10 protein-coding genes are annotated in these 22842 nt (G+C 47.7%); 2 read left to right on the forward strand and 8 right to left on the reverse strand.

The genetic code is table 11. The annotated features are described in order from the left end of the window. The first annotated feature begins 214 nt into the window (after positions 1-214). Both BMX95_RS11170 and BMX95_RS11175 read left to right on the forward strand, forming a co-directional pair. On the forward strand, positions 215-7261 hold the full coding sequence (locus tag BMX95_RS11170; protein ID WP_081204536.1) for an autotransporter-associated beta strand repeat-containing protein: 7047 nt from the start codon (positions 215-217) through the stop codon (positions 7259-7261). 326 nt (positions 7262-7587) lie between these two features. Further along, positions 7588-9147, forward strand: coding sequence for a BACON domain-containing protein (locus tag BMX95_RS11175; RefSeq protein WP_081204537.1), 1560 nt, complete (start codon positions 7588-7590; stop codon positions 9145-9147). A 91-nt stretch (positions 9148-9238) separates the two neighbouring features. Here the strand turns inward: BMX95_RS11175 and BMX95_RS11180 are convergent, their stop codons facing one another. The 8 genes from BMX95_RS11180 to lnt all read right to left on the reverse strand — a co-directional run bounded on the left by BMX95_RS11180 (position 9239) and on the right by lnt (position 22757). Next, positions 9239-10339, reverse strand: a complete 1101-nt coding sequence (locus BMX95_RS11180; protein ID WP_081204538.1) for a trypsin-like peptidase domain-containing protein — start codon at positions 10337-10339, stop codon at positions 9239-9241. Continuing rightward, positions 10339-13023, reverse strand: coding sequence for an ATP-binding protein (locus tag BMX95_RS11185; RefSeq protein ID WP_081204539.1), 2685 nt, complete (start codon positions 13021-13023; stop codon positions 10339-10341). The genes BMX95_RS11180 and BMX95_RS11185 overlap by 1 nt, the downstream gene beginning before the upstream one ends. A 39-nt stretch (positions 13024-13062) precedes the next feature. Beyond that, positions 13063-14259 (reverse strand): hypothetical protein, encoded by a 1197-nt coding sequence (locus tag BMX95_RS11190; protein ID WP_081204540.1) that lies wholly within the window; start codon positions 14257-14259, stop codon positions 13063-13065. 8 nt (positions 14260-14267) lie between these two features. Further along, entirely contained in the window at positions 14268-15824 is a 1557-nt protein-coding gene (locus tag BMX95_RS11195) for a phospholipase D-like domain-containing protein (RefSeq protein ID WP_081204541.1), read from the reverse strand. Positions 15825-15858: 34 nt separating this feature from the next. After that, on the reverse strand, positions 15859-16794 hold the full coding sequence (locus BMX95_RS11200) for a trypsin-like serine peptidase (protein ID WP_081204542.1): 936 nt from the start codon (positions 16792-16794) through the stop codon (positions 15859-15861). Between the two features lie 160 nt (positions 16795-16954). Next, positions 16955-19330 carry an alpha-L-rhamnosidase-related protein gene (locus tag BMX95_RS11205; RefSeq protein WP_081204543.1) on the reverse strand — a complete coding sequence of 792 codons (2376 nt, stop codon included), beginning with the start codon at positions 19328-19330 and terminating at the stop codon, positions 16955-16957. Between the two features lie 23 nt (positions 19331-19353). Continuing rightward, positions 19354-21288 carry a T9SS type A sorting domain-containing protein gene (locus tag BMX95_RS11210; protein ID WP_081204544.1) on the reverse strand — a complete coding sequence of 645 codons (1935 nt, stop codon included), beginning with the start codon at positions 21286-21288 and terminating at the stop codon, positions 19354-19356. After that, positions 21285-22757, reverse strand: a complete 1473-nt coding sequence (gene lnt / locus BMX95_RS11215) for an apolipoprotein N-acyltransferase (protein ID WP_081204545.1) — start codon at positions 22755-22757, stop codon at positions 21285-21287. Before lnt ends, BMX95_RS11210 begins: the two co-directional genes overlap by 4 nt. Between the last annotated feature and the right edge of the window lie 85 nt (positions 22758-22842).

The following is a 22842-nucleotide window of genomic DNA, read 5'->3' on the forward strand; positions in this document are numbered from 1 at the left end:
GGAAGTAAGAAGAGGTTTATTATTCAAGCCTCGAAATTGATTTCAACTTTGTATTTCCTACTTCTTATTTCTTACATCTTACTTCTTGCTTTCTACTTCAGAATTAAAGTTTCTTCAGCTACGCCATTGCACTCCCTTTTTCCCCGCTCCACATTCCTGAAAGACCAATCAAACGATTGTTAACAAATTAAACAAAGTTTAATTGTGCATTGCTATGAGAAAAAACTACACTAACCGGGTACCATACCCGTCATTATTCCTCGTGTTCCTTTCTTTTTTATCCCTGCAACAACTGCATGCCCAAACCCTGGCCTTTCCCGGGGCAGAAGGTTTTGGTAAATATGCAAAGGGAGGAAGATATGGATCGGTTTACCATGTTACCAATTTAAACAATTCAGGTGCCGGCTCCTTACGCGATGCCGTTAGTGCGCCCAACCGAATTGTTGTATTCGATGTGGCCGGTGTTATTAAGATCACGTCCCGCATTGTGGTTTCGGCCAATATTTATCTGGCTGGTCAAACTGCACCCGGTGAAGGCATTACCGTGTATGGTAATGGCTGGAGCTTTTCCGGCGCCGACAATACCATTTGCCGGTATATTAAAATAAGAATGGGTATTGTTGGGGATGACGGCAAAGATGCCAATGGACTCGCCGATGGACAAAACGTCATCTGGGACCACTGTTCGGTATCCTGGGGGCGTGATGAGAATTTCTCTATCAACTCCACTACGGGCAAGAACATTACCATTCAGAATTGTATTATCTCCCAGGGCCTGCTCACACACTCGGCTGGTGGTCTGATGCAGGTAGACAGCATCACCCTATACCGTAACCTGTATGTAGACAACAGCACCCGCAACAACAAGATAAAAGGCGTTAACCAGTATGTAAACAATATTGTTTACAACTGGAAAGATGGCGCTTATATCATGGGGGGCGAATCGGAAGGCCAGACTTATGCCAACGCCATCGGCAGTTGTTTTATCAAGGGACCTTCAAACGGTGTACCGCCTTTCAATTTAGGCAACCTTAATTACCACATTTATCAAACAGACAATATTTTCGACAGCAGCCGCAATGGCCAGTTCGACCCGTATACCATTCCGCCGGCAGAATTTGTAGGGCCGCCGGATTTTCAGTCTACTCCATATCCCTTTCCAGTGTTGCCAACCGTTCCAGCCAACACATTGGTGAATACGTTATTACCGACCGTTGGCGCCAGTTTGCCTTACCGCGATTATGCCGACTATTATGTAGTGAACGAAGTAAAATCATTTGGTAAGAAAGGGGAACTGATCGCCAATGAAAACTCATTGCCTTTTGGTGCGCCCAGTTCCTGGAATTTATGGCCCGGAACACCACGTATCGATACCGATAACGACGGTATGCCCGATGCATGGGAATCGGCGAATGGTACCAATCCTTCGGCAGACGACGCCATGGTGATCACTGCCAATGGATATGCCAACATAGAAAATTACATCAACAGTATTACGGCCAGCAATTCGCAAGACTATTTACGCGCCCCGATGAAACTGAAACAGGATTCAGCTATCCAAAGCGCGGTATATCTTTCCTGGCTCGATTATACCGAGAAAGAACAAGGCTACATCGTAGAAAGAATGGTCAATGGTGCCTGGACGCAAATTGGCACCACCGGGGTTAATGTAAACTATTTTGCTTTAACAGGCATGCAGCCCGAAGAATCTGATACCTTTCGTGTAAAAGCGTTCAATGCATTGGGTGAGTCGGGTTATTCAAATGAACTGATCGCAAAAAGCAAACCAGTGGAAGTGCCCGTGCTGAATCCCGGCACCTTTACACCTGCATTAACCTGGACGGGTGCGTTGAGTACCGACTGGGATAAAACCACCAAAAACTGGACAGACAGTACCAATACCCCCGCGTTGTTTACCGACAGCAGTTCCCTTACTTTCCCTGAATCGGGTCAGGCAGGAAGAACGGTAAACATTATAGCGCCCATGGCGGCCGGTGATGTGCTGGTGAATGGCAATGGCAATTATACCTTCTCCGGCGCTGGTAATATAACCGGTACCAAATCACTAAACAAAGCCGGCAGTGGTTCCTTATCGCTGCTTACCAATAATACTTATACGGGTACCACGGTTTTACACGGTGGTACTATTGGGATGAATTCTTTGACGAATGGGGGAGTGCCCAGTTCAATTGGGGCCTCTGCCAACTACGCCTTCAACTGGGTTTGGAAAGGCGGCAGCTGGATGTACACCGGTGCTACAACCAGTACCGACCGGAATGCAACACTGGATGCTACTACTGAATTCAATGTAAGTAACCCGGGCAGCACCGTAACCTTTACGGGTGTGTTGTCGGGCGATGGCGGATTGATAAAATCCGGTGCGGGTAGAATGGTGGTAAAAAATGCCAATCCTTATGCCGGTGAAACGGTTATCAATGGCGGTATTCTGGAAGTGAGTCCGGTGAGTGCTGCTACAGCCGCCGGTGATATCATCGATAACAACCAGGGCATCGGTACTTCGAATGTGCTGCGGCTGCACAATGGCAGCTATGTTACCAGCAATGGCAGTGGTACCATTTATGAGAATTATCCGCTGCAATTATACATCGACGACAGCACGGTGAATGGTTTTACCTGCGATCGCAATGCCAACCTGAATATGACGGTACATGGCGGCGGCATCCTGAATTATACCATTCCCTATTTAAGAGAGATCATTCAGGGCGACTGGAGCGACTTTACCGGCACGCTGGTTGCCAATGGTATCAATACAGATGATACATATAGCCTGTTGCCAATCGATAACGGCACCGGGTTCCCCAATAACCGTCTTGTTATTACCGGCAATACCAAAATTGCCGCCTATAGCAACAATAACACATTTTCTATTGGCGGGTTAAGTGGTAATGCTGGAACCTGGCTTTCTTGTGGAGGGACAAAATCACCCACCTTTGGCAATGGCTTCACTACGTATGTGGTAGGTGGCATGGGTACCGATGAAACCTTTAACGGCATCATCAATAACCACCTGTACGGAAATGCGGCTGATGGCAATGCCACTACTACCATTGTTAAGACCGGTACCGGACTATGGCGGTTGAACGGCGACAACACTTACATTGGTACTACTACCGTAGAAGGTGGTAAACTGATTGTGAACGGCGCCAACAGTGGTAATGGAAAAGTGACGGTGAATGAAGGCGCTGTATTAGCTGGCAAAGGATCAGTTACCGGCGAAATAGCTGTAGCGGGTACATTGGAACCAGGTGATAGTTCCATCGGTACTTTTACCGGTAAAGACAATGTGACCCTGCAATCAACTGCAGTGACTGCCATCGAGATCAATAAGAGTAACAACACCTGGGACAAGGTGACTGTAACAAAAGATATTGTTTATAACGGTACCCTGAAGATCAGTTTCACCGGAACACCGGCTTCAGGTGATAAATACAAGATCTTTAATGTATCTGGCGCTACAACTGGCAACATTACCCGGTTCGATCCGGCAACGCCAGCACCCGGTTTATTGTGGGTGTTTAAACCAGCCACCGGCGAACTGGCTATTCAATCGCCCAACTTTGTAGAAGCGCCAACCGGTCTTACCCTGAGTGCACCCGTGGCCAAGGCAGGAATGCCCAGCCAGGTGAATGTTGGCTGGACAGACAATTCCAATAATGAAGATTATTTTGTTGTAGAGCGCAGCGCAGACAGCGTGAACTTTACCGATGTGGCGCATCCTGCAGCAGATGCAACTGCGTATACGGATGGCGGCCTGCAATCGGGCATGAAATATTACTACCGGGTTAAGGCACACAGTCCGTTGAATGAATCGGCTTACAGCGGTATTGTGTCTGTAACAACACCGGTGGAAGGCACCCTGCCTTTAACAACGGTGAATCCTTCACCGGTTCAAAATGCGACCAATGTATTCCTGAACAATCAAACCGCTGCATTCAGCTGGGATGGCAATTATGCAGATAGCTTTGAGGTGTATATAGGTACTACGCCAGATAGCCTGGTGAAAGTGGGCGAGGTGGCAGCTGCCAACGCTACATTTACTCCGGCCAGCCTGGATCCCAATACGCAGTACTACTGGCGCATCGATGGCAAAAACAGCAACGGTACAACCACTGGTACAGTATGGAATTTCCAAACGGCAAATATTCCGGTGTCGGTAGCCGGTGATTACCGGTCAAAAGCCAGTGGTAACTGGGGTACCTCTACTGTAGCCACCGATATCTGGGAAACATATGACGGCAGCAACTGGCAAAGTACGGCCACACCGCCAAACGGTTCAACCCCAACGGTGACTATTAAAACAGGACATACAGTAGCCCTGAACGCTACTACGGGCGTTAATAACGTTGTTGTTGAAACCGGGGCCAACCTTGTTTCGGGAACAACTGATGGAGGAAGCGGCACGGCTTCCCAAAGAAACCTACGGGTAGCCAGCAGCCTTAATAATTATGGTACAGTGGGTTCAGGTGTTACAGCTGCCAACAGAATAAACTTTGAAGGTTATCGCGACAACGGTAAGATCTTTATTACCGGTACAGGTACCTGCTACCTGAATACATTTACAGTAAATGGCATCGCCCAAACACTGGAAGTAGTAATAGATAACAACCTGAACCTGGCCAGTTATATGCGGGCCAACTATGCTACTGCTACCACATTGCCATGGGCATCTGCTCCGCAAAATGATGATAACATCACCATTACCATTAAAGAAGGTAAAACAGTAACCATCGGCAGTTCAGGTTATCTGCAAAATGGCAGCAGTCCAACAACCAATACCGTTGGTGAATTTGGAAACTACACATTTAATATCAACGGTACTTTGGATATGCGGTCAACCGGTACCTCGTGTGTGGTTGGTCACGCTACTTTACCAGGCGCCACTACCATCAATGTAAACGGGACCTGGCTCATGGGGAATGCCATTCGTTTTATCACCTCTGCCACTACGCCATCAGTGGGTACGGTAGTATTGAATATTGGCGACAAAGGTGTTGCAGATGCAGGTGCCAGAACGATCGGCAGCAGTAATGGAGCTACTAATATTGTAGCTACCAACACTAATTTTACCCCAGGTGTTTTCTTTAATATCACCGGCGGTGGGTTGTTAAAAACAAAAGTAGCCACCAGCGCGGTGACCTATCAGATAGGTACCGATAAAACATACGGTCCTGTGAAATTAACCAATACCGGCACGGCTGATATTATTGGAGTAGGGGTGAAGACCGGTGTGAACTTCCCGGTGGCAGACAGTACAAAACTGGTAAACAAATTGTATACGGTTGTACCTGCAACCCCGGCTACTACCAATCTTACTATTGGTTTGGGTTGGCTTACTGCCAGTCAGGGCGCTAACCTGAACCCGGCCGGTTCCATGGTACAGGGCCGGTATACCAACAATACCTGGACTGAATTTCCGGCCACGGTATCCGGCGCGGGTACTTATGCCAATCCGTATTATGCAACGGCAGCCGGTTACACCAGCTTTGGCAACTTTGCTGCCGGTCAAACAGGTGCGGTTAAAGATGCAGAAGCACCAGTCGTACGTACCAAAACGATAGCCATTACACTCGGACTGGACGGTACCGCTTCCATTACTCCTGAACAGGTAAATGACAGTTCTTATGACCATAGCAGTACAGTAACGCTAAGCGTAACACCAAACCGGTTTACAACAGCCGATGCAGGTGTTGACTCGGTAACCCTTACCGCTACAGATGCCAGTGGTAACAGTGCACAGGCAAAGACCACCGTCACAATACAAAAACGTACTCCCTTAATTGTATATACCGGTGACAGCACCGAACAATATTCCGACAAACAAACGCTGACCGCTGTATTGACAGATTCAGCTACTGGTATAGTCATGAAAAGCAAAGCCGTTCATTTTGAACTCGGCAACCAGGCAGTGAGTGCGTTAACAGATACTACAGGTAAAGCCGGTACCAGTCTGCTGATTACACAGGACCCCGCATTGGCTTATATGCTGAACACGGTGTTTACAGGTGACAGCCTGTTTGCACCGGCCATTGACAGCGTTCCTTTTGTAGTGAAACAGGAAGATGCGCGCGCTTATTATAGTGGCTCCCTGTTTGGTTCAACCGGATCAGGTACTACCACTACCATTACCCTGAGTGCCACGGTTCGCGACATTACCGCAGAAACAACGGCTGCTTCAACCGATCCGTTTGCAGGTGATATCAGCAAAGCGAAGGTTACCTTCATCGACCGCACTACCAATACGGTTATTGCCACCGTTCCGGTAAGTCTGGTGAATAACCAGGATACTAAAACAGGAACAGCTACTTATAACTGGCCTGTTGATTTGGGTACCAGCAATGCAAAGGATTTCACCATTGGCGTACAGGTAACTGGTTATTACCAGCGCGATGTGTCGGTTGACAATACCATCGTTACTGTATCCAGATCACTGAAAGAGTTTGTAAGCGGCGGTGGCTTTATTCAGTTATCGCATGCTGCCGGACAAATGGCTGGTGATATAGGTAGCAAGAACAATTTTGGTTTCAATGTGAAGTATAACAAGAGCAGTAAAAACCTGCAGGGTAATTTCAATACCATTATTCGTCGCACCGAGGCGGATGGCGTGCATGTTTACCAGGTAAAAGGAAATGCATTGAATACCTTATGGGCTATTCCTGGTATCGGTATCATTCCGGCATGGGCCAGCTTTACCGGCAAAGCCAGCATCCAGGATATTACCAATCCGATGGCACCCGTATCAGTTGATGGCAACGCCACCATAAAGGTTGATATGACTGACCGTACCGATGGTGGCAGCGGTGATGCCATTGCCATCACCATCTGGAATAAAACCGGCGGCTTATTATTTGCCAGCAACTGGAATGGTATTCTGAACGATCAACAGGTGTTGGCCGGTGGAAATATTAATATCAATAACGGCGCGTCCTTATTGGAAACGATCATTTCAGCTGTTACCGATGCCGTTGATGACAGTCATGGTCAGGGCAGTCTGCTGAGTGTGGCATTAGCGCCTAACCCTGCTGTTTCCAGTACTAATCTTACCATCGATGCCGATCCTAAAAAAGGGAACGTGCGCATCATAGTAACAGACCTGTTTGGTAAAGTGATCGAATCGAAAGAGATCGCGGCAGGTAAAAGCACTATTAAGTTGGGTAATAGTTACAGACCAGGCATTTACGTAATAGAAGTAACCCAGGGTCTGGAGAAGAAAACAGTACAATTGATCAAGTTGACCCAATAGCAGTTTTTGTTAGTTAACATCGCACAAGCAAAGCCTTCCCGATTCATCGGGAGGGCTTTTTTCTTAATTGCCTCGTTCGTCGGGGTAGCCTTTCCAATCACCTAACTGGGTAAAATTCCATATATGCTGTAGTAAATAATACGGTTTATATGGGTTTTTTAATTTCGCGGACTCCTTTTGTAACAGGAACAACAATAGGCAATGGAATTAAACGTTTATTGGCCTGATCTGCGCGAATATTAGTATAAACTACACTGCTATTAAACATATTTTTTCAACACTCATATATTAATAACCCCTAATTGGTAGCAAATTCTATTCGTTTTATGAAACAGATTTCTTTTGTGTTGGTTTTGTGCGTGGCGATATTGTCATGTCATAAGAAGGTTGACAATCCCGCGCCTATTTTGGATTTTAATCAAACTACGCTTTCACTACCAGCTACACCAGGTGCCTCGGCGGATCTGATAGTGGAATCGAATATCGACTGGCAGGTATCGTTATCGTCCGGGGCCGACTGGCTGCAGCTTAATAAAACATCGGGTCATGCAAATGATACCATTCATATTACGGTAATTAAAGAAAGCGATGGTGCACAGAGTCGCACGGCCTCCATTACCGCCGTGCCGGCGAATACCTCAATCAGTTTGCAGGCGCAGGCAACTATCGAACAGAAGCCTTATAATGCGCAATTGCTATCACAAAAAACATTAGGTGGCAATGGTACAGATAATATTGATCAGGCCGTGCACACTTCAGATGGTGGCCTTTTGTTGGTTGGTAAAACCCAAAGTAATAAAACCGGCGATGTAGGTACCAATCATGGAAGTACCGATGCGTGGATCATCAGGTTAAACAGCAACCTGGATACTGTATGGACCCGCGTTATGGGCGGAACCGGTTATGATGAAGCTCATAAAGCTATTGCTACTACAGATGGCGGTTTTATTGTGGCCGGTACTACCGAAAGCAATAATAGTGGCGATGTAGGCGCCAATCATGGCGCTTCGGATTGGTGGATAATAAAACTAAAAAGCAATGGTGATACTGCCTGGACCAGCGTGTTTGGCAGGGCTTATGATGATGCTTTAAGGGGTATGGCTGCTACTGCCGACGGTGGATTTGTGGTTGCTGGGTATACTGTAAACAAACCTTCTTCCAGTGACGTTGATGTAATGGTGGCGAAATTTAACAGCAGCGGAAACGTTGTCTGGCAAAAAATAGTGGGCGGTACAGTGGAGGATTTTGGCAGAGATGTTAGTGTAGCCTCTGATGGATCAATATATGTAGTGGCCAGCACATCGAACAATAATACCCGCGATGTAGGTGCCAGTCATGGACGTGAGGATTACTGGGTAATAAAATTAAAAGATAATGGCGATCCGGTATGGATGAAGCTTTTTGGGGGAGATCAATCGGATTCTCCTTACGCAATAGCCAGTACAACTGATGGCGGAGCCATTATAACAGGTTCAAGCACCAGTAATCAAAGCGGTGACGTTGGCGTCAATCATGGTGGACAAGACCTGTGGGTTGTTAAAGTAAATGCCAATGGCGATATGGGCTGGAACAAACTGTTGGGCGGCAGCGGTTATGAAGCGTCCCATGCTGTAAATGCCACACCCGATGGTGGGTACCTGATAGCCGGATCTTCCAATTCAACTGATGGCGATGTTGGCCCAACACAGGGGGCAGATGATCTGTGGGTATTAAAGTTGAACGGTGCAGGCCAAATACTTTGGAGTAAAACTTTTGGCAGTTCAGGATATGATGACGAAAGCTCCCTCTTGTTAAATTCAGATGGCAGCTTTTACGTAACCGGTTATACCGATAACAATCCACATGGAAATGGTGACGGCTGGTTACTGAAACTCAAAGATCAATAAACTTTAAGTTGTACATACAGCGTTAATTTTTTGTTATTGCACCGGCCCCAGGGTTGGTGCAATTCATTTAGTGCGCGATTATCCGATGTTTTCAGAAGCGAAGTTCCTGGAAGATAGCGGGGAATTTGACTTCAATGTCTTTTTTTATTGCTTCCCATTGCGTACCCACATTTACATAGGCAACGGGTTTGCCCTGAAAATTTACATTTTCTACAAATGTGGCTCCCCGGTGCAGAGCAACCACTTCCCAGGAGTCATTTAAAACGGGTGAACCCGACGAGCCTCCGTCGGTATCGGTAAAATAACGGAGGTCGACATCCGTTGAAGCACTGACCAGGTTGTTGCGTATGCCCACCCTTTTTGCTTTTCCACCGGGGTGCTGAATGATGTTCACGGCTACCGGATTGGCGCTGGAGAGACGCTCCTTAGCGGGTTTTAACCCGGGTCTGCCGGTAGCGGTGATCCGGATCAATGCATAGTCTAATGCTTTGTTAGAGCCAAGTAGTGAGGTGCCTGTGACCGGCGTCCCTTCCACCGTTGCGTCATCAAAGTCAAAGATAGCCACCAGGTTATTTCCCTGTAGTTGCAGGTCTGCGTCCGATGCATCGGGTTCGCCCTCCCTTCTGGCGTTGATCACGTGGTGATTGGTGACGAGGATGGATTCTGTTAAAAGCCATCCTGTACCATTTCCCACCTGCGGCATGCCGGTCCCCAGCATTTTAGGCTGGCCATTTTCAAATGCCTGTACTTTCAGCTTGGAGACCGAACGGGCTATTTTAACTCCCATTTCCATAAATAAAATGGGCAGTGTATCATCTGTATTAACAATTAGCTCCTGCCGTTCCGGAATAGCGGCCACATTAACCCGCGGTGCTCCGTTTACCAGGTGAACAAGGGAATCCCGGATCTTTTTTACAATGGTTTGTTGCGTTGGCGCAGCTTCCATTTCGGGAATAATATTTTCTAAATAGATCAACAGCGGTACATCCCCGTTAGTCAGTTGCTCGGTCATATCCATTATTGCGATGTCTGATTTCACCTGCGCCGCCGGAGGAAGATCTACTCTTAAGGTAGCAACATAAGAGGCTTTTATATACATCATAAATATCGGCCGGAGTTTTACCGTGTCGATGCCGGAATCGATAATAGCTTGTGCCAGTTCCCTTGCTTGTTGTGGAGTTAAGAGCGCCATTATACCAGACTGTTTAAAGTGACAAAATCATCCCCGCTTTCTTCCCAGCCCTCCCGGTATTGCGATAATCCCTGAAGGTCTTCTGATGTTAGTATAGCGGGCGTTATTGAATAGGGACTTGTTTTGTAATTCGAAAGGGAATTCACTGTTTTGGGGAACTCTTCTCCCAGCAGGTCTATCACCAGCACCAGTACAAACCCCAGGTCCACGATATGGCTTTCATTAATCCGTTGTGCAGCTTCATTGAGGGTAACCCTGATAGCCGCGGCCGGTTCGGGTAGAGGAACAGAATAAAACCTGCGTAATAACAGGCGATGACAAAGGATATGGATATAAGCAACGGGGTCTTCGGCATTGACTACCGCTTTACCAGCTTCTGTTAATGATTGATCTGCTTCAGGAATATTTTCCATTAATAACCTTACCTGTGATTGCAGCCAGAAAAGTTCGGCCAGTCTGCCCCGGTTCCCCGATTCACTTAAGAGGACAATACCGCGTTCTATGCATTGAAGGGCGCTGTTTAAATCATCTACGGAGATATAGACCTTTGTTTCCAATGCAAAAAGCGGACTGTTGGGACATCGTTCCTCTCTTTCGCCCAGTAACTCCAGCGCCCGCATAAAATCGGTTTCCGTGATGGCGATCTTTACTTTACGAATAATATAGCGTTCCCAATCGAGGGTATCAACCTGGCGGGATTCCTTTTCCGACAATTGGATCCCTATCCTGGGGGCCAGCCAGCTCTTCATGGTCAATGAATACTCTATAAGGTTGGCGGCAATGGAAGATTCTATACCTTTTATCCATCGTTCTTCAAGGGTTTGCACATTGTCTTCCCCAAGCGCCAGGCGATGGTACATTTCTTCCGCTCTTGCATCTGGTGTTTCCTGTTGCGAATAATATTCAACAGCCTTTCGGTGAAGCATTTTTACCTCACTCAATTTATCCCGGATGAGCAACCGTAACATGGGCTGCCGGATCTCTGTTCTATATACCAGATTTTCTTTTTCTCCTGTTTGAACCAGGGACTGTTCCCGTTTTAAAGTAAGGAACAACTCGTGGGCATCGGCTGGCCCATTTACAAAGATCTCGCATACGGGTGAAAGTACATTCAGGATGATCTCGGGCGTTACGGTGCGAAGTACCATACCGGGGTGAGCGATCTTCCGAACCCGTTCGTCATGTATGTGAGATAAAACCCTTGCATACAGCTGCCCTATCACCAACTGTTCATCTACCTGGAATAAGAGCCATTTACGGGTTACCAGTCCTTTGATGCCATCGCTGCTGTTGGCAGCTGATTTATCAGATCGCACCAGGCTTGCGGCGAGTCTTAACGATAGTGGGTTGCCGCCGATTTGTTTGGCAATGGCTTTTGCCACTTCCTGTTCAACACCGAGGCGTACCAGCAACAATACCTGGTTCTCGCTATCCAGTTCAGCTAATTTCAATTCGGTGAGTATTTGTGGATCAATGCCGAGATCGGCAATACTGTTCCTGCCGGCAATGATTATTCTCAATACAGGACTACTTTGGGTGAGCTGGTACAGCATCCGCCAAAAGGAAGAAAGCCGTTCCTGATCGCGGTAAGAGACTTCTTCGAATGTATCGAAGAATAACAAGGCTTTCTTCGGCGTATTGCCAGAAATGGATACAACAAGCCGGTTGATGAAATAAGCAAAATTTTCAAACAGATCATAGTCGCTCGAAAAGAATTCATGGATCCGCCCTGATCTTGCCGCTTGGGAGAATTCTTTGGAGACGATGCGCCCGCGCCTGTCACGAAATTCGCGCACCCGGTCATTGAACTCCAGAACTATATCAGCCTGTTCGGGGTACTGTTGGCTGATCTGTGAAGCAGCTTCTACCAGCAATGTAAACAGGTCATCGATTCGTAACATAGCCTGGTCAAAGGGCAGGTATGCAAAAGGGATCCGGCGGCCCTCATCCTGCATATTGTCCCAAAGCAATTTTCCAATCAAGGCTGATTTGCCGATGCCGCCCGGCCCATGTACGGATAATACCGGCAGCGGTGTGCCGGGATTGAACCATTCCTTTATTTTTTGTAAAGTGCCGGTACTTTTTCCATTGTAAATATGGCGTTGCAAAAAATCGAGTTCTGTATTCCTGCCGATAAAATTTTCTATGATCAGGTGCTCGAAATTTGTAACAACACTTTTTTTTCGAAGCATTGCTTTTATTTCATCGAGCGGTGGAAGGGTAAGATCGATGTTTTCCATCCAGGAAACGATCTGGCAATAGTCTGTCAATTCGTTATACGATAGTTGGTTTGGGTCAGGCAATTCTCCGGATTTCAGGTAGCGTTGCCACATCTTCATGGTTTGTGTTTGTGGCTGTTCCCTGTTTTTTTCGATCACTGCAAGCATCTCTTCCCGGTTGCTGTAACGGCGGAGTGCCAGCTTGCGGATCTCGGGTTTCAGTATAAAAAGATTTTCATAAGCCCGGCCCGGTGCGTACAACATATCTTCATACAACAAAATTCTCGGGCTTTTTTCAGTAGCAGCGGTAAAAGCAGGTTGCAATGTTTCGGGGTTAAAAAAATGGAGCACCGCGGCTGCCTGTCTGAACGCCCAGCGCGCCAACTCCTCCTGGTCAGTGCTTTCAGACTGCTCCATTTTTTTTTGAAAGTTGGCTAGTATTTTATCTGTGATATTTTCTGGCATATAAAGCTATCCTCTTAAAAATGGTGGGGTAATGATGCGTTAAAGACCCTCCAGCGAACCCTGTAGTGCCAATAGCCGTTTTCTCAATTCTGCTGGTGGCTGAGCCTGGGACTGCAGGTCTTTCAATACCTGTAATAAGATGGCGCCGAAATTGGCGTCCGTCACTGTCGCTATAAGCAGGCTGACCTTTATCACGGCCTCAATCAATACCCGCAGCCGCATATTCAGCACTTCCATCTTTTTTTCGGGTACCGGTAAATTTGTTTTTATAAAATCATAGATAAAAGCCAATACCGCATTGTCGGTAATCGAGGGCCCGCGTTTAAGGATCTCCATAATGGCAACATCCAAATCTGCTTCGGTGCATGGGCCAATGATCTCTTCGTTAACTTTACCTGGTTCAACCGATAATGCAGCCCGATCGAAGTCGATCAGTATGATCCGGCATTTTCTGGGAAATATGCCGGTTGTTACATTGTTGGAAAGGGCAATCAGAAAATCACGGCTATCGGGACGAACATCCTGGTTGTTGAAATTATCCAGGATGAACCAGTGTTGGTTTTCGAGCCGGGATGCTTTATTCAACACCCAAAGCGCCAGATCGTTTACATATTTTTTCTTATTCGTATTTTCCCCGGGCTGGCCCGATGTGTCGGCGCCCATCATCATCACCAGGTTGTTGGCGATCTCGGCAGGTCCCATGTCGAGTTCTGTGCCAGGCTCTATGGTAATGGGGTAAGTGACTACAATACCTTTAATGCCAGAGAAATGTTCGATATACCTGGCGGAATAGCTCTTGCCGCTTTTCTGCGTACCTGTTACTACCAGTATCGGCTTCAATTTAGCCGTGTCAGTTACCAGGGTATCTAATTCGCTTCGAAGGCTTTTTCGGTTAACAAAAGGCGTTTGATTGTTGATGATAGTGGATGCCAGAGGATCGTCTTCCGGAGGCGGCGGGTGTTTAGCTCTTTCCCAGATCTCATTGACTTTGGGAGTCAGCCGTAATTGATACATGTCGAGCAATACTTCCATCCAAATCGGATTGTGGCCCCATCCGTCTGCAATACAAAGACGCATGGCGTCCATCAAAACAACCATGGCGTTGCCTTCAGTAAGTTCATTGGGAAGGTTTGTTCCTATAAACTGACTGGCAATAAATGCCCGGGGCGATGGCTCAAGGGCCAATCGCTCCAGTATTTTTTCAACGATGAAATCTTTGTCCTGTTGTGAAAACATAATTGTGTTTATTCAGTGAACCATGTCTGCCAGGGAATACGTACCATTCCGGGCGGGGTTGGTCCGGTTGCAGGAGCCAGCTCAGGCGTAATGGCTGGTTCCGTATTGATGGGTCTTGTCTGGTTAAACCAATCGAACTCAAATACCTCCGTGTAATATTTCGCAATGTCACGGGAATAGAAGATCAGGCTGCTATCGCGGTTGTACTGGGTACCATCGCTCGACCAGTTATTGCTGCCTACTACAGCGATCTTACCATCTATGATGACCCCCTTGTTGTGCAATTTGCTTTTTTGGATCTTGAACATTTTGCGTTTCCATTTGCGTTTGGCAATTAAGAAATCGCTGTTCACCGGTTTTTGACTGGTGCCTACAATAACTCTTACATCCAGTCCGGCCTGCATTTTTTCACCCACTGCCGTTATGATCTCGTCAAATTTTTCAGCGGGTTTATTGATGTAGGAAAACTGAAGGAACACAGATGTCTTTGCCTTGGAAATGAGATCGAGTATACCATCTGCATAATTATCGGGACTCATTAACGGTACCACGTCGATGGATTCGCCATTGGCGGCAAAATCTTTTGGTTCGAAAGGATGCGGCTGGATCAATACAGCTTCGGGTTGAAAAAATGATTCGGGTACCAGCAGGTCGGGCAGCAGCTGTGCTGCTTCAGGTTCAGGTATATTACTGGCTGCGTCCATATCGAACTTTATCATTTCTTCGTACAGCGCGGCCAGTTTTTTGTCTTTGATGATCACATGCCATTCCCGATTGCCATTGCGATAGATCACCTGATCGCTGCCCGGTGCTATGATGGGCTGACTGTTAGGGCTCCAGTTACCGCTGGAAAGCCACATATCTTTGGAGTCGCGTACGGCAACCTTGGTGTGATAGGAATTGTTAAAAAGCCGCTGCGGCCCTTTTACGGAAGCCTTTACAAATTTCAGTCTGTCGCCCCAGCTTCCCCGTAATTGCTCTTCGCAGTCGGCATCGTTCTTGTCTACCTGCAGTATGAGGTCCAGGGTGGCTTCTGTTTCCTCACCTAGTTTCTTTACCGTTTCCAATATATGTTCAGCATAAAATTCATACATGGCTACGGTAAGGCTTTTTTCTGTTCCTTCCAGAAAGGGCTTTAACATTTTCCAGCCTCTGTCGGGGCCTACATGACAGGTGATATTTTTTACCGGTATCTTTTTTGAATCCAGCGGAGAAGGATCGGGTGGGGTATAATTGATGTGGGGCGCGGCTTCTGTTTGTACATCTTCCCAAAATCTGATTGGTTCAACACCTTCTACAAGGTCCTGCACAGATGCTTTTCTTATTTCAACCGGCACGCCGTTGATCTGAACGGGGAGGCCCGTTACAGTCGCTCCCGGTTGCACCACTGCTACAATGACCGGATATGGATTGTTTGTATCAAGCTGGCTGAAGCCTGGCCGCAGACCGATCACGGGGGCTTTTACATATTGAGCGCCCTCGGCTTTGATGGCTGCAATGGCTTGTTCAAGATTGTCCTGGTCATCAAAAGGAGCAGGAGTTGATCCGGAAACATTGACTAACATAAATAGTTATTTTCGATTAATGATAACAGGGTGATCATACACCGGCCTCTTTCCAGGCTTTTAGATTATCAAATACCGCATCGTGTATGCGGGTGCCTGAGTTCGATTGTTGCCCGCCATAAGCATGAATGCCCACCGCCCATCGTACTTTGTCCTTGATAACATAAACCGGACAACCACTTTGTCCACCGGCAGTGTCTGCCTGGTAATATACTTTTTCCGGTTCCACTTTTCCCATTGCCCTGTTATCGTACCACAAGGTGCCGCTTGTTTTGTCGGAAGGATAGCCGGGAACATTGGCTGGTTTGTTAAGCAGTTCTTCATCGTTATATACCCTGAAACCAAAACTGCCCAGGTCCTTTTCAAAAGGAACAGGCAGAATTATGGCACCATAGTCACAGGTCTCCAAACCCGATTCACCCCAGCCTTTAACAGTCCAGAATTCAGTTGCGGTAATACTGCCATAAGGAAGTTTAATACCACTTCGCCCGGGCATTACCTGTATTTTTTTTACCCAGCCATTTCTTTCAACAGTCTCCTCATTTTTGATATATACGCAATGGCCGGCCGTGATCAATGTTCTGGGGCTTGTGAACCAGGCGGTACCGATCCAGCTGGTATTGTCTGCAGCGGTAATAAGCAGGGAAGCAATAGCGCACCACGGAAATTTGGAAGTGTCTTCGACCTGTATGCGTTCATCGGTGCCAAAACGTGTTTCACGAATAGATAAACCAAATGTAGCGGCGCCAATATCTGCGAGCCCTTCCAGATCTGGTATCCTGAAATCTACAATTGAGGATTCCAAAATGGTGCGCGGAATGGTTTCTATCCCCAGGTCTTCCCCGATGGCCAGTTCGCCCAACTCGCCTATTTGCCCCGCAGAAATTTTTGAGTTGTCCAGGGAAGATTCAGTTCTTACAACGTTTGTTATGGGCGTGTGCAATCCGTTTGGTGTGGTACCAATTGTCATGTTGTGAAAAAATTGAACGTATTAGAATTAGATACTTAGCTCAATCCCTGAAAGTCTGTCAAAAAAGTAAAGAAGAATTCATCTCAAGTTATTAAGATATTGGCTTGTAAAATCAGGTGTTTTTCACGTATTTTTTGTTGCAACGCCTATTGGTGAATAGTTAGATTTGAATGATATTTTTTCCTGCCTTCAACCCATATTCTTTTCCTTTCCAGACGAGGGTACCCGTTGTTTTTACCGGGAGCGAGATCTCCATCATCCATTTGCCGTTTTGTAGTTGATACCTAACGGCAATATTTCCATTAGGGTGCGGCATTGTTCCGGCCAGGCTGGTCAGCTTGCCGGGGTGTGGGGTTATTTTGATCTTTTTAAAACCCGGTGCATCGCTATCGATGCCTAATACCGTTCTGAAAAACTCAATATTCGGACTGCTGCCCCAGGCATGACAATCACTCCGGGTGTAATCTATATTGCTGTCTTCCGTCCAGGTGGTAAGGCCGGCGGCTATGTTTTTATACCAGATGTCGAGCCAGTTCATATACTGATCACCCAAACCTGCTTTAACAAGCGCCTGGTGCAGGTAATACTTAAAATAAATGGTACACTGGGTAAGCGTGCTGTCGGTGAGCAGCCGGCTGGCTACCGCAGTTATATTGGTGCTGTTAAGCATACCGGTTAAGATAGCCAGTGAGTTGGTATGTTGGGAGAAACTGTTTTGTTCTTTGGTGTCGGCATATAAACCATGGGCGGCATTCCAGTATTTGCGCTGGATGGTTTGTTTCAGCTGCGCTGCTTTTTGGGTGTATTGATTGGTATAATAAGGTATGCCGAGCTGGCTTTCCAAACCGGCGGCCCATTGGTACGCCCACAGTAGTTGCAGATCAAGTATGGCCGAGCTGCCATCTGATCCTTTGGGTGGTGAACCAACAAACCAGTTTTGGCCATTGGCCCAGTCAACGAAGGTCCAGTAGGGTGTATTTTTTAAAGAACCATCTGCAGCCTGGTATTTGTTGAAGAACGAAAGGATGGCCCGGGCGCCGGCCAGTTTGCTGCCTATAAAAGTACTGTCGCCACGGTATTGCCAGTAATCGTGCAACATGCCAATGTACCACAGCGAGAAGGTAGAAATGATCTGTGTGCCTTTGGAGGGATACCGGCTAAGGGTAACGCCGTCTGTTAACCGGGAATGGTCCATCAGGTCAATGGCATTGCGGGGCAGCCGGTCATCGGCGCTGTTGTAATACGTGATCATGGCCTGCACACGGGTATCGCCAATGTATTGCAACTGCTCGTAGTATGGGCAGTCGGTATACGTTTCCCAGGCGTTCAATCGCGCTGTGCGCCAGCCTATTTCGAGTATTTTGTTTATGCCGGTATCGGTGGTTACAAAGCTGGATGGCTGTTGAAAAGGATAACCGGTAAAGGTGCCGAAGAGATCATCGATCACCAATGGGTCATTTTGCGTTTGTACCAGTAATTGTATGTATCGAAAAGTACGGAAGTTTAAATTGGTGTATACCTGGTTGTCACTGCCATCGGAAACCAGGCTGTCTTTGCGACCGCTGAAAAGCTTTCCTTCCACTTCATTGCGGTTCCCTTTACGGGCGCCGTATTTGGTGAATTCGGCCACCAGTGATTCTGCATAACGCAGCGAGATGCCGGCGTTTTTACCTTTGCTGAAATGCATAGTAACATAGGCATTGGTAAGAAACGTTTGGTCGAGCAATAAAGTCACGGTGGTGTTTGCGGGAATGGTTACCGCCGTTTTATTTGCCGGGAATCCTGCAGGCATTGCAATACCGGTTGCTTTGCGGCAAACCGGAATGCGTTGATACGTCATTTCCCGCGGTGGCAAAGAGGAAGGCACCAGCATCCACCCAAACCCATCCGACAACCCTTTGGGCTGACCGCTGATGAGGTTATTGGCATGGGGCCAGGCGCTGTCGTCGAAAGTAGTGCTCATCCAGTGGTTGATGGTTTTGTTCCGGTCAACCAGCTCACCAACTGTAGCAGCAAAAAAGCCACCGATAGGGTGGTAGGCATTATCGCGGATACACTTCCAGCTGTTGTTGGTATTGAGTATTTCTTCTGCTTTGGTATTTCCCTGTACAATAAACGCAGTGCGGAAACTTATTTGTGCTTCGGGCCGGTGATCGGCTTCATTCCACACCATGGCGGCAATGGTATTTTTTCCGGCCACCAGGAATGGTGCGAGGTCAACCGTTTCATAGTTCCAGTTGTACAGGTCGCCTCTTGCCGGTCCTAATGATACCAGGCTGTCGTTCACATATAATTTGTACCGGTTGTCGGCCGAGACATGAATGATGAAACTGGCTGGTTTGGCCGTCAGTTCAAGCTGTTTTCTAAAATAGTAAATCCCATATTCACGCCCATCATCACCGGGCGCAGCAATCCAGCTGGCGTTCCAGGCAGTTGGCGGTTCATTGTTGTTGGCCATCGGCCGGGGAGTGGTGTGGGCGGCTTTGCTAAAAACTACGATCAATGCAGTAATGATGAGCGTGAATCGGAATTTCATCTGGTGAATTTAATATTGATTGATTATTGCAATAAAACTTTTGTTACCTGGCTGTATTCCTCATTTTGCACCTGCAGAAAATAGGTGCCGGGTTGTAAGCCTTTGGGCAAGTTAACGGTTAAGTTGGCGGTTGGCCCGCTAACAGCGATCTTATTGCTGTAAACGGACTGTCCGGTTGTAGTTCGCAACACCAGGTTTGCCGTTCTTCCTTTAAACCCGTTGAGCAATACCGTAAGACAAGAATGACCCGGGTTGGGATAAACCGACAACCTGCCACGATGAACAGGGGCAGCCATGCCAAATACATTGGACAAAGTGATGCTGGAATCTAAAAGCGACAATGGCACCCGCAAACCGCGTGGCCGATAGTAATCAGGGTTAAACCCATTATTGATACAAGCCGGTACGCAGGTGCTGAAGGTGTTGATGTCGTAGGTTATGAGGATCTCATTGTTTGTATTGATGTACTCCGGATGCAGGGCCGGTGCATAAAAGAATGGCGTATGCCCCAACTCATTATCGGGTATAGTGTACAACACTTTTCTATTGGTAAACGGACCCGTAATGCTGTTGCTGGTGGCCACATAAATGCGGGTGCCGGCATCGCAGCTTATGCTGAACTCTGTGCTCAATGCCACATATTTATTGCGCACTTTTGCTACGTATACACCATTGGAAGCACCCTGGCTCACTGGTGCGATATGGGAGACCGCGGTATCCCAGGCCGAGCCATTCCAGAACGACCAGGGCGCCCGGGGATTATTTCGGGGGAAACGCGCCACTACAATATTGCTGGTGATAAAAGCACTTTGTACACCCCAGGTATAAATATAATTGCCCGGCTCGTCGGTATCGAAGCCAATGCCGAAGGTGATGTCGTTGAAGTTTTGCAACGCATCAAAACCGACTACGGAAAGACCGGGCATGATCATTTTACCAAGGAAGTCGTTGCCGCCCCGGGTAAAGCCAAGGCCTTCGTTGCTGTTTTTTATATTGCTGTTATATACATACACGGTATCGCCATTCTGGTAACCACCGGTTGGCCACAGCAGATAGTTATCGTCGGTATTGTTCTTGAACAAACTGGGGATGCCCGAACTGGTGCCGATGCGCGTGCTGGTAGCGGTCCAGTTCCAGTTGCCCAAGGGTTGTACCAACGCGGCATTCCGCACCTGGAACAAACAGGGCGTGGTACCGGCCACCGTATCCAGGTGATCGATGTAACTATCGTTCATGGCCCATAATACCCGTCCGTCTGAGAGCGGAATGGTAAGCGCGCCATCGCTGGCGATCCAGCCTGTTTTTCTATCGAAGAAAGCGGTTACCAGCGGATCTTTATAAATACCGGCATTGCCGGGTAGGGTGGTATTGGTGCGCAGCATCAGATTAGGTGCCGGCGTGATGTAGTTGAGTGCGTCCTGGCTACCGGTAAAAAGCATTCGAAATTGATAGATGCTGTCCTTCGACAACGAAGCGGTTGGTTTTATACACCATTCATATTCCTTCCTGTTGCCGGCATTGATGGTATCGGTGAATTGCCAGGTGCTTACCAGCACCTTCCCACCGGTAAACGTACCGGCGCCATCATCCCTGATCTGTAAAGTAGTCGCTTGTTTGTCGGTAACAAATGCACTGGAGCCCGCCATTACAAAATCATGACCGGTTGTGGTGGTGTTGATGGTTGTCCAGGCACCGGCGCTGCCGCGTTGGTATTGCAGGTTTACCACCCCGGTTTCGGTATTGGTTAAACTGTTGTACACCTCTATGCGAAGGCGGAGGGGGGAACCGGCTACAAAGGCCTGGGTGGAAGGGAAATCCTGCGGACTGAACCAGGCCGCTTTATTTTCAGTGCCATTGTCTTTTCGCCAGCGCCAGTGGGCCTGGCTAAAGTTGGCAACAACCTGGCTGCTGAAAATAAACAGCCCCAGGCATACAGCAAGTAATCGTTTTGATCTCATGTTAATTTGGTTTTCTGGTGTATGAAAATGGTGGTGATCAGCAGGAGTAAGCAAATGCAGGCGGGTAATTGGGGGAAACGGACGGCGATGGTTTTAATCGTATTGGGACGGATGGTAACCAGCTCCCCATCATCGATGCGGCCTGATGCACTGACGAGACCGCACCGGCCGTTGTTGCTGTTGATGGCAAGGTCTTTACGGGTTTCTACCGCCCGCAGCCGCGCATTATAAAAATGACTGTTTACGAGATAGGTATTGCGGAACCAGCCATCGTTGCTCAGGTTCAACAAAAACTGCGCGCCCTGCCGCACAGTAGAGGCAGCGGCTTGGGGCAATACCGATTCATTACAGATGAGGATACCCGCTTTTCCATAAGGGGTGAACAAGGGCAACTGGTTGTTACCCGGCAATACCGAATAGCCATTAGCCGAAAAGAAAGGGAGTAACAAACCCTGCCAGGGCCGTTCAATAAACACCAGCGGTGTTGCCTTATCATACCGGCCAGCAAGCCGGCCGCCCGGTAACAGGCAATAGGCAGAGTTACCAACAACGTCGCTGGTAACGGCGGTGTTCATACCCAGGATATGTGTGATGCGGGCAGTATCGGAATTATGAAGCAGTTCCCTGACCAGGTCATCGTCAGGGGAGTAGGTCCACGGAATGGCCGATTCAGACCACAGGATCATGTTGGGGTGTTGCACTATGCACCGGCGTTCCTGTTGCAGCAGTTGCTGCACCAGCGCATTGCCATTGGCTTCATCCCATTGCAGGTTGGGTGGAATATGTTGTTGTAAAAGCGCGAGCCTGAATGTTGCTTGTTGGGCGGTGTTGTTATTAGAATGGTCGAATAAAACCAGCAGCAACCAGCCCCAACCCATAAAAGCGGTAAACAGGGATCCAGGTAACCATAATTGTTTATAGCGGCGTTGGGCGATCGCTTTTGCAATCAGCGCATTCACCAGTACTATTAGAAAGCTGCAGCCGGTAACACCTATTACAGACACCGGCTGAATAGCATATAGATTTGCTGAAAGGGCATTGCCGGCATGAAAAAGGAACCAGGGCAATCCGCCTGCCGCCCCTTGTAAAACAAATTCAGCGAGTGCCCAGATGGCGGCGATATATAAAGGATTGGGAATCAAAAAGGCCAGCCATAACACAAGCGCGCAACCGAGGGCGAAGAACAGGGTGCAGATCAGGAAAGCTGCGATGCCATAACCAACGGATAAACCGGTAAACGCAGGTACGCCGTTGATCATCCAGGCAAAAGCGCAGCATGAAACGGTTCCACCCAAAATAAATCCGGAGAAAAATGACTGCCGCGATGGCTTAGGGCTTATAACTTGCCACTGAAGGCTGAATACCGGTACCAATGCTATCCATCCCAAAATAAATACGGCATGTTGCACGGCAATAAACAGGCATAAGCCGGAAATAATAGCTCCTCCAATTTGTTTATAACGGTTCATAAGCAGGCAATCAGCAGTTGCAGGAATTAAAAGTAAGTGCTAAATATTGAATTTAAATACTTTTATATCAGGCTGAATTTGAGCC

Origin of the sequence: Niastella yeongjuensis (assembly GCF_900110245.1) — a bacterium.
Lineage (GTDB): Bacteria > Bacteroidota > Bacteroidia > Chitinophagales > Chitinophagaceae > Niastella > Niastella yeongjuensis.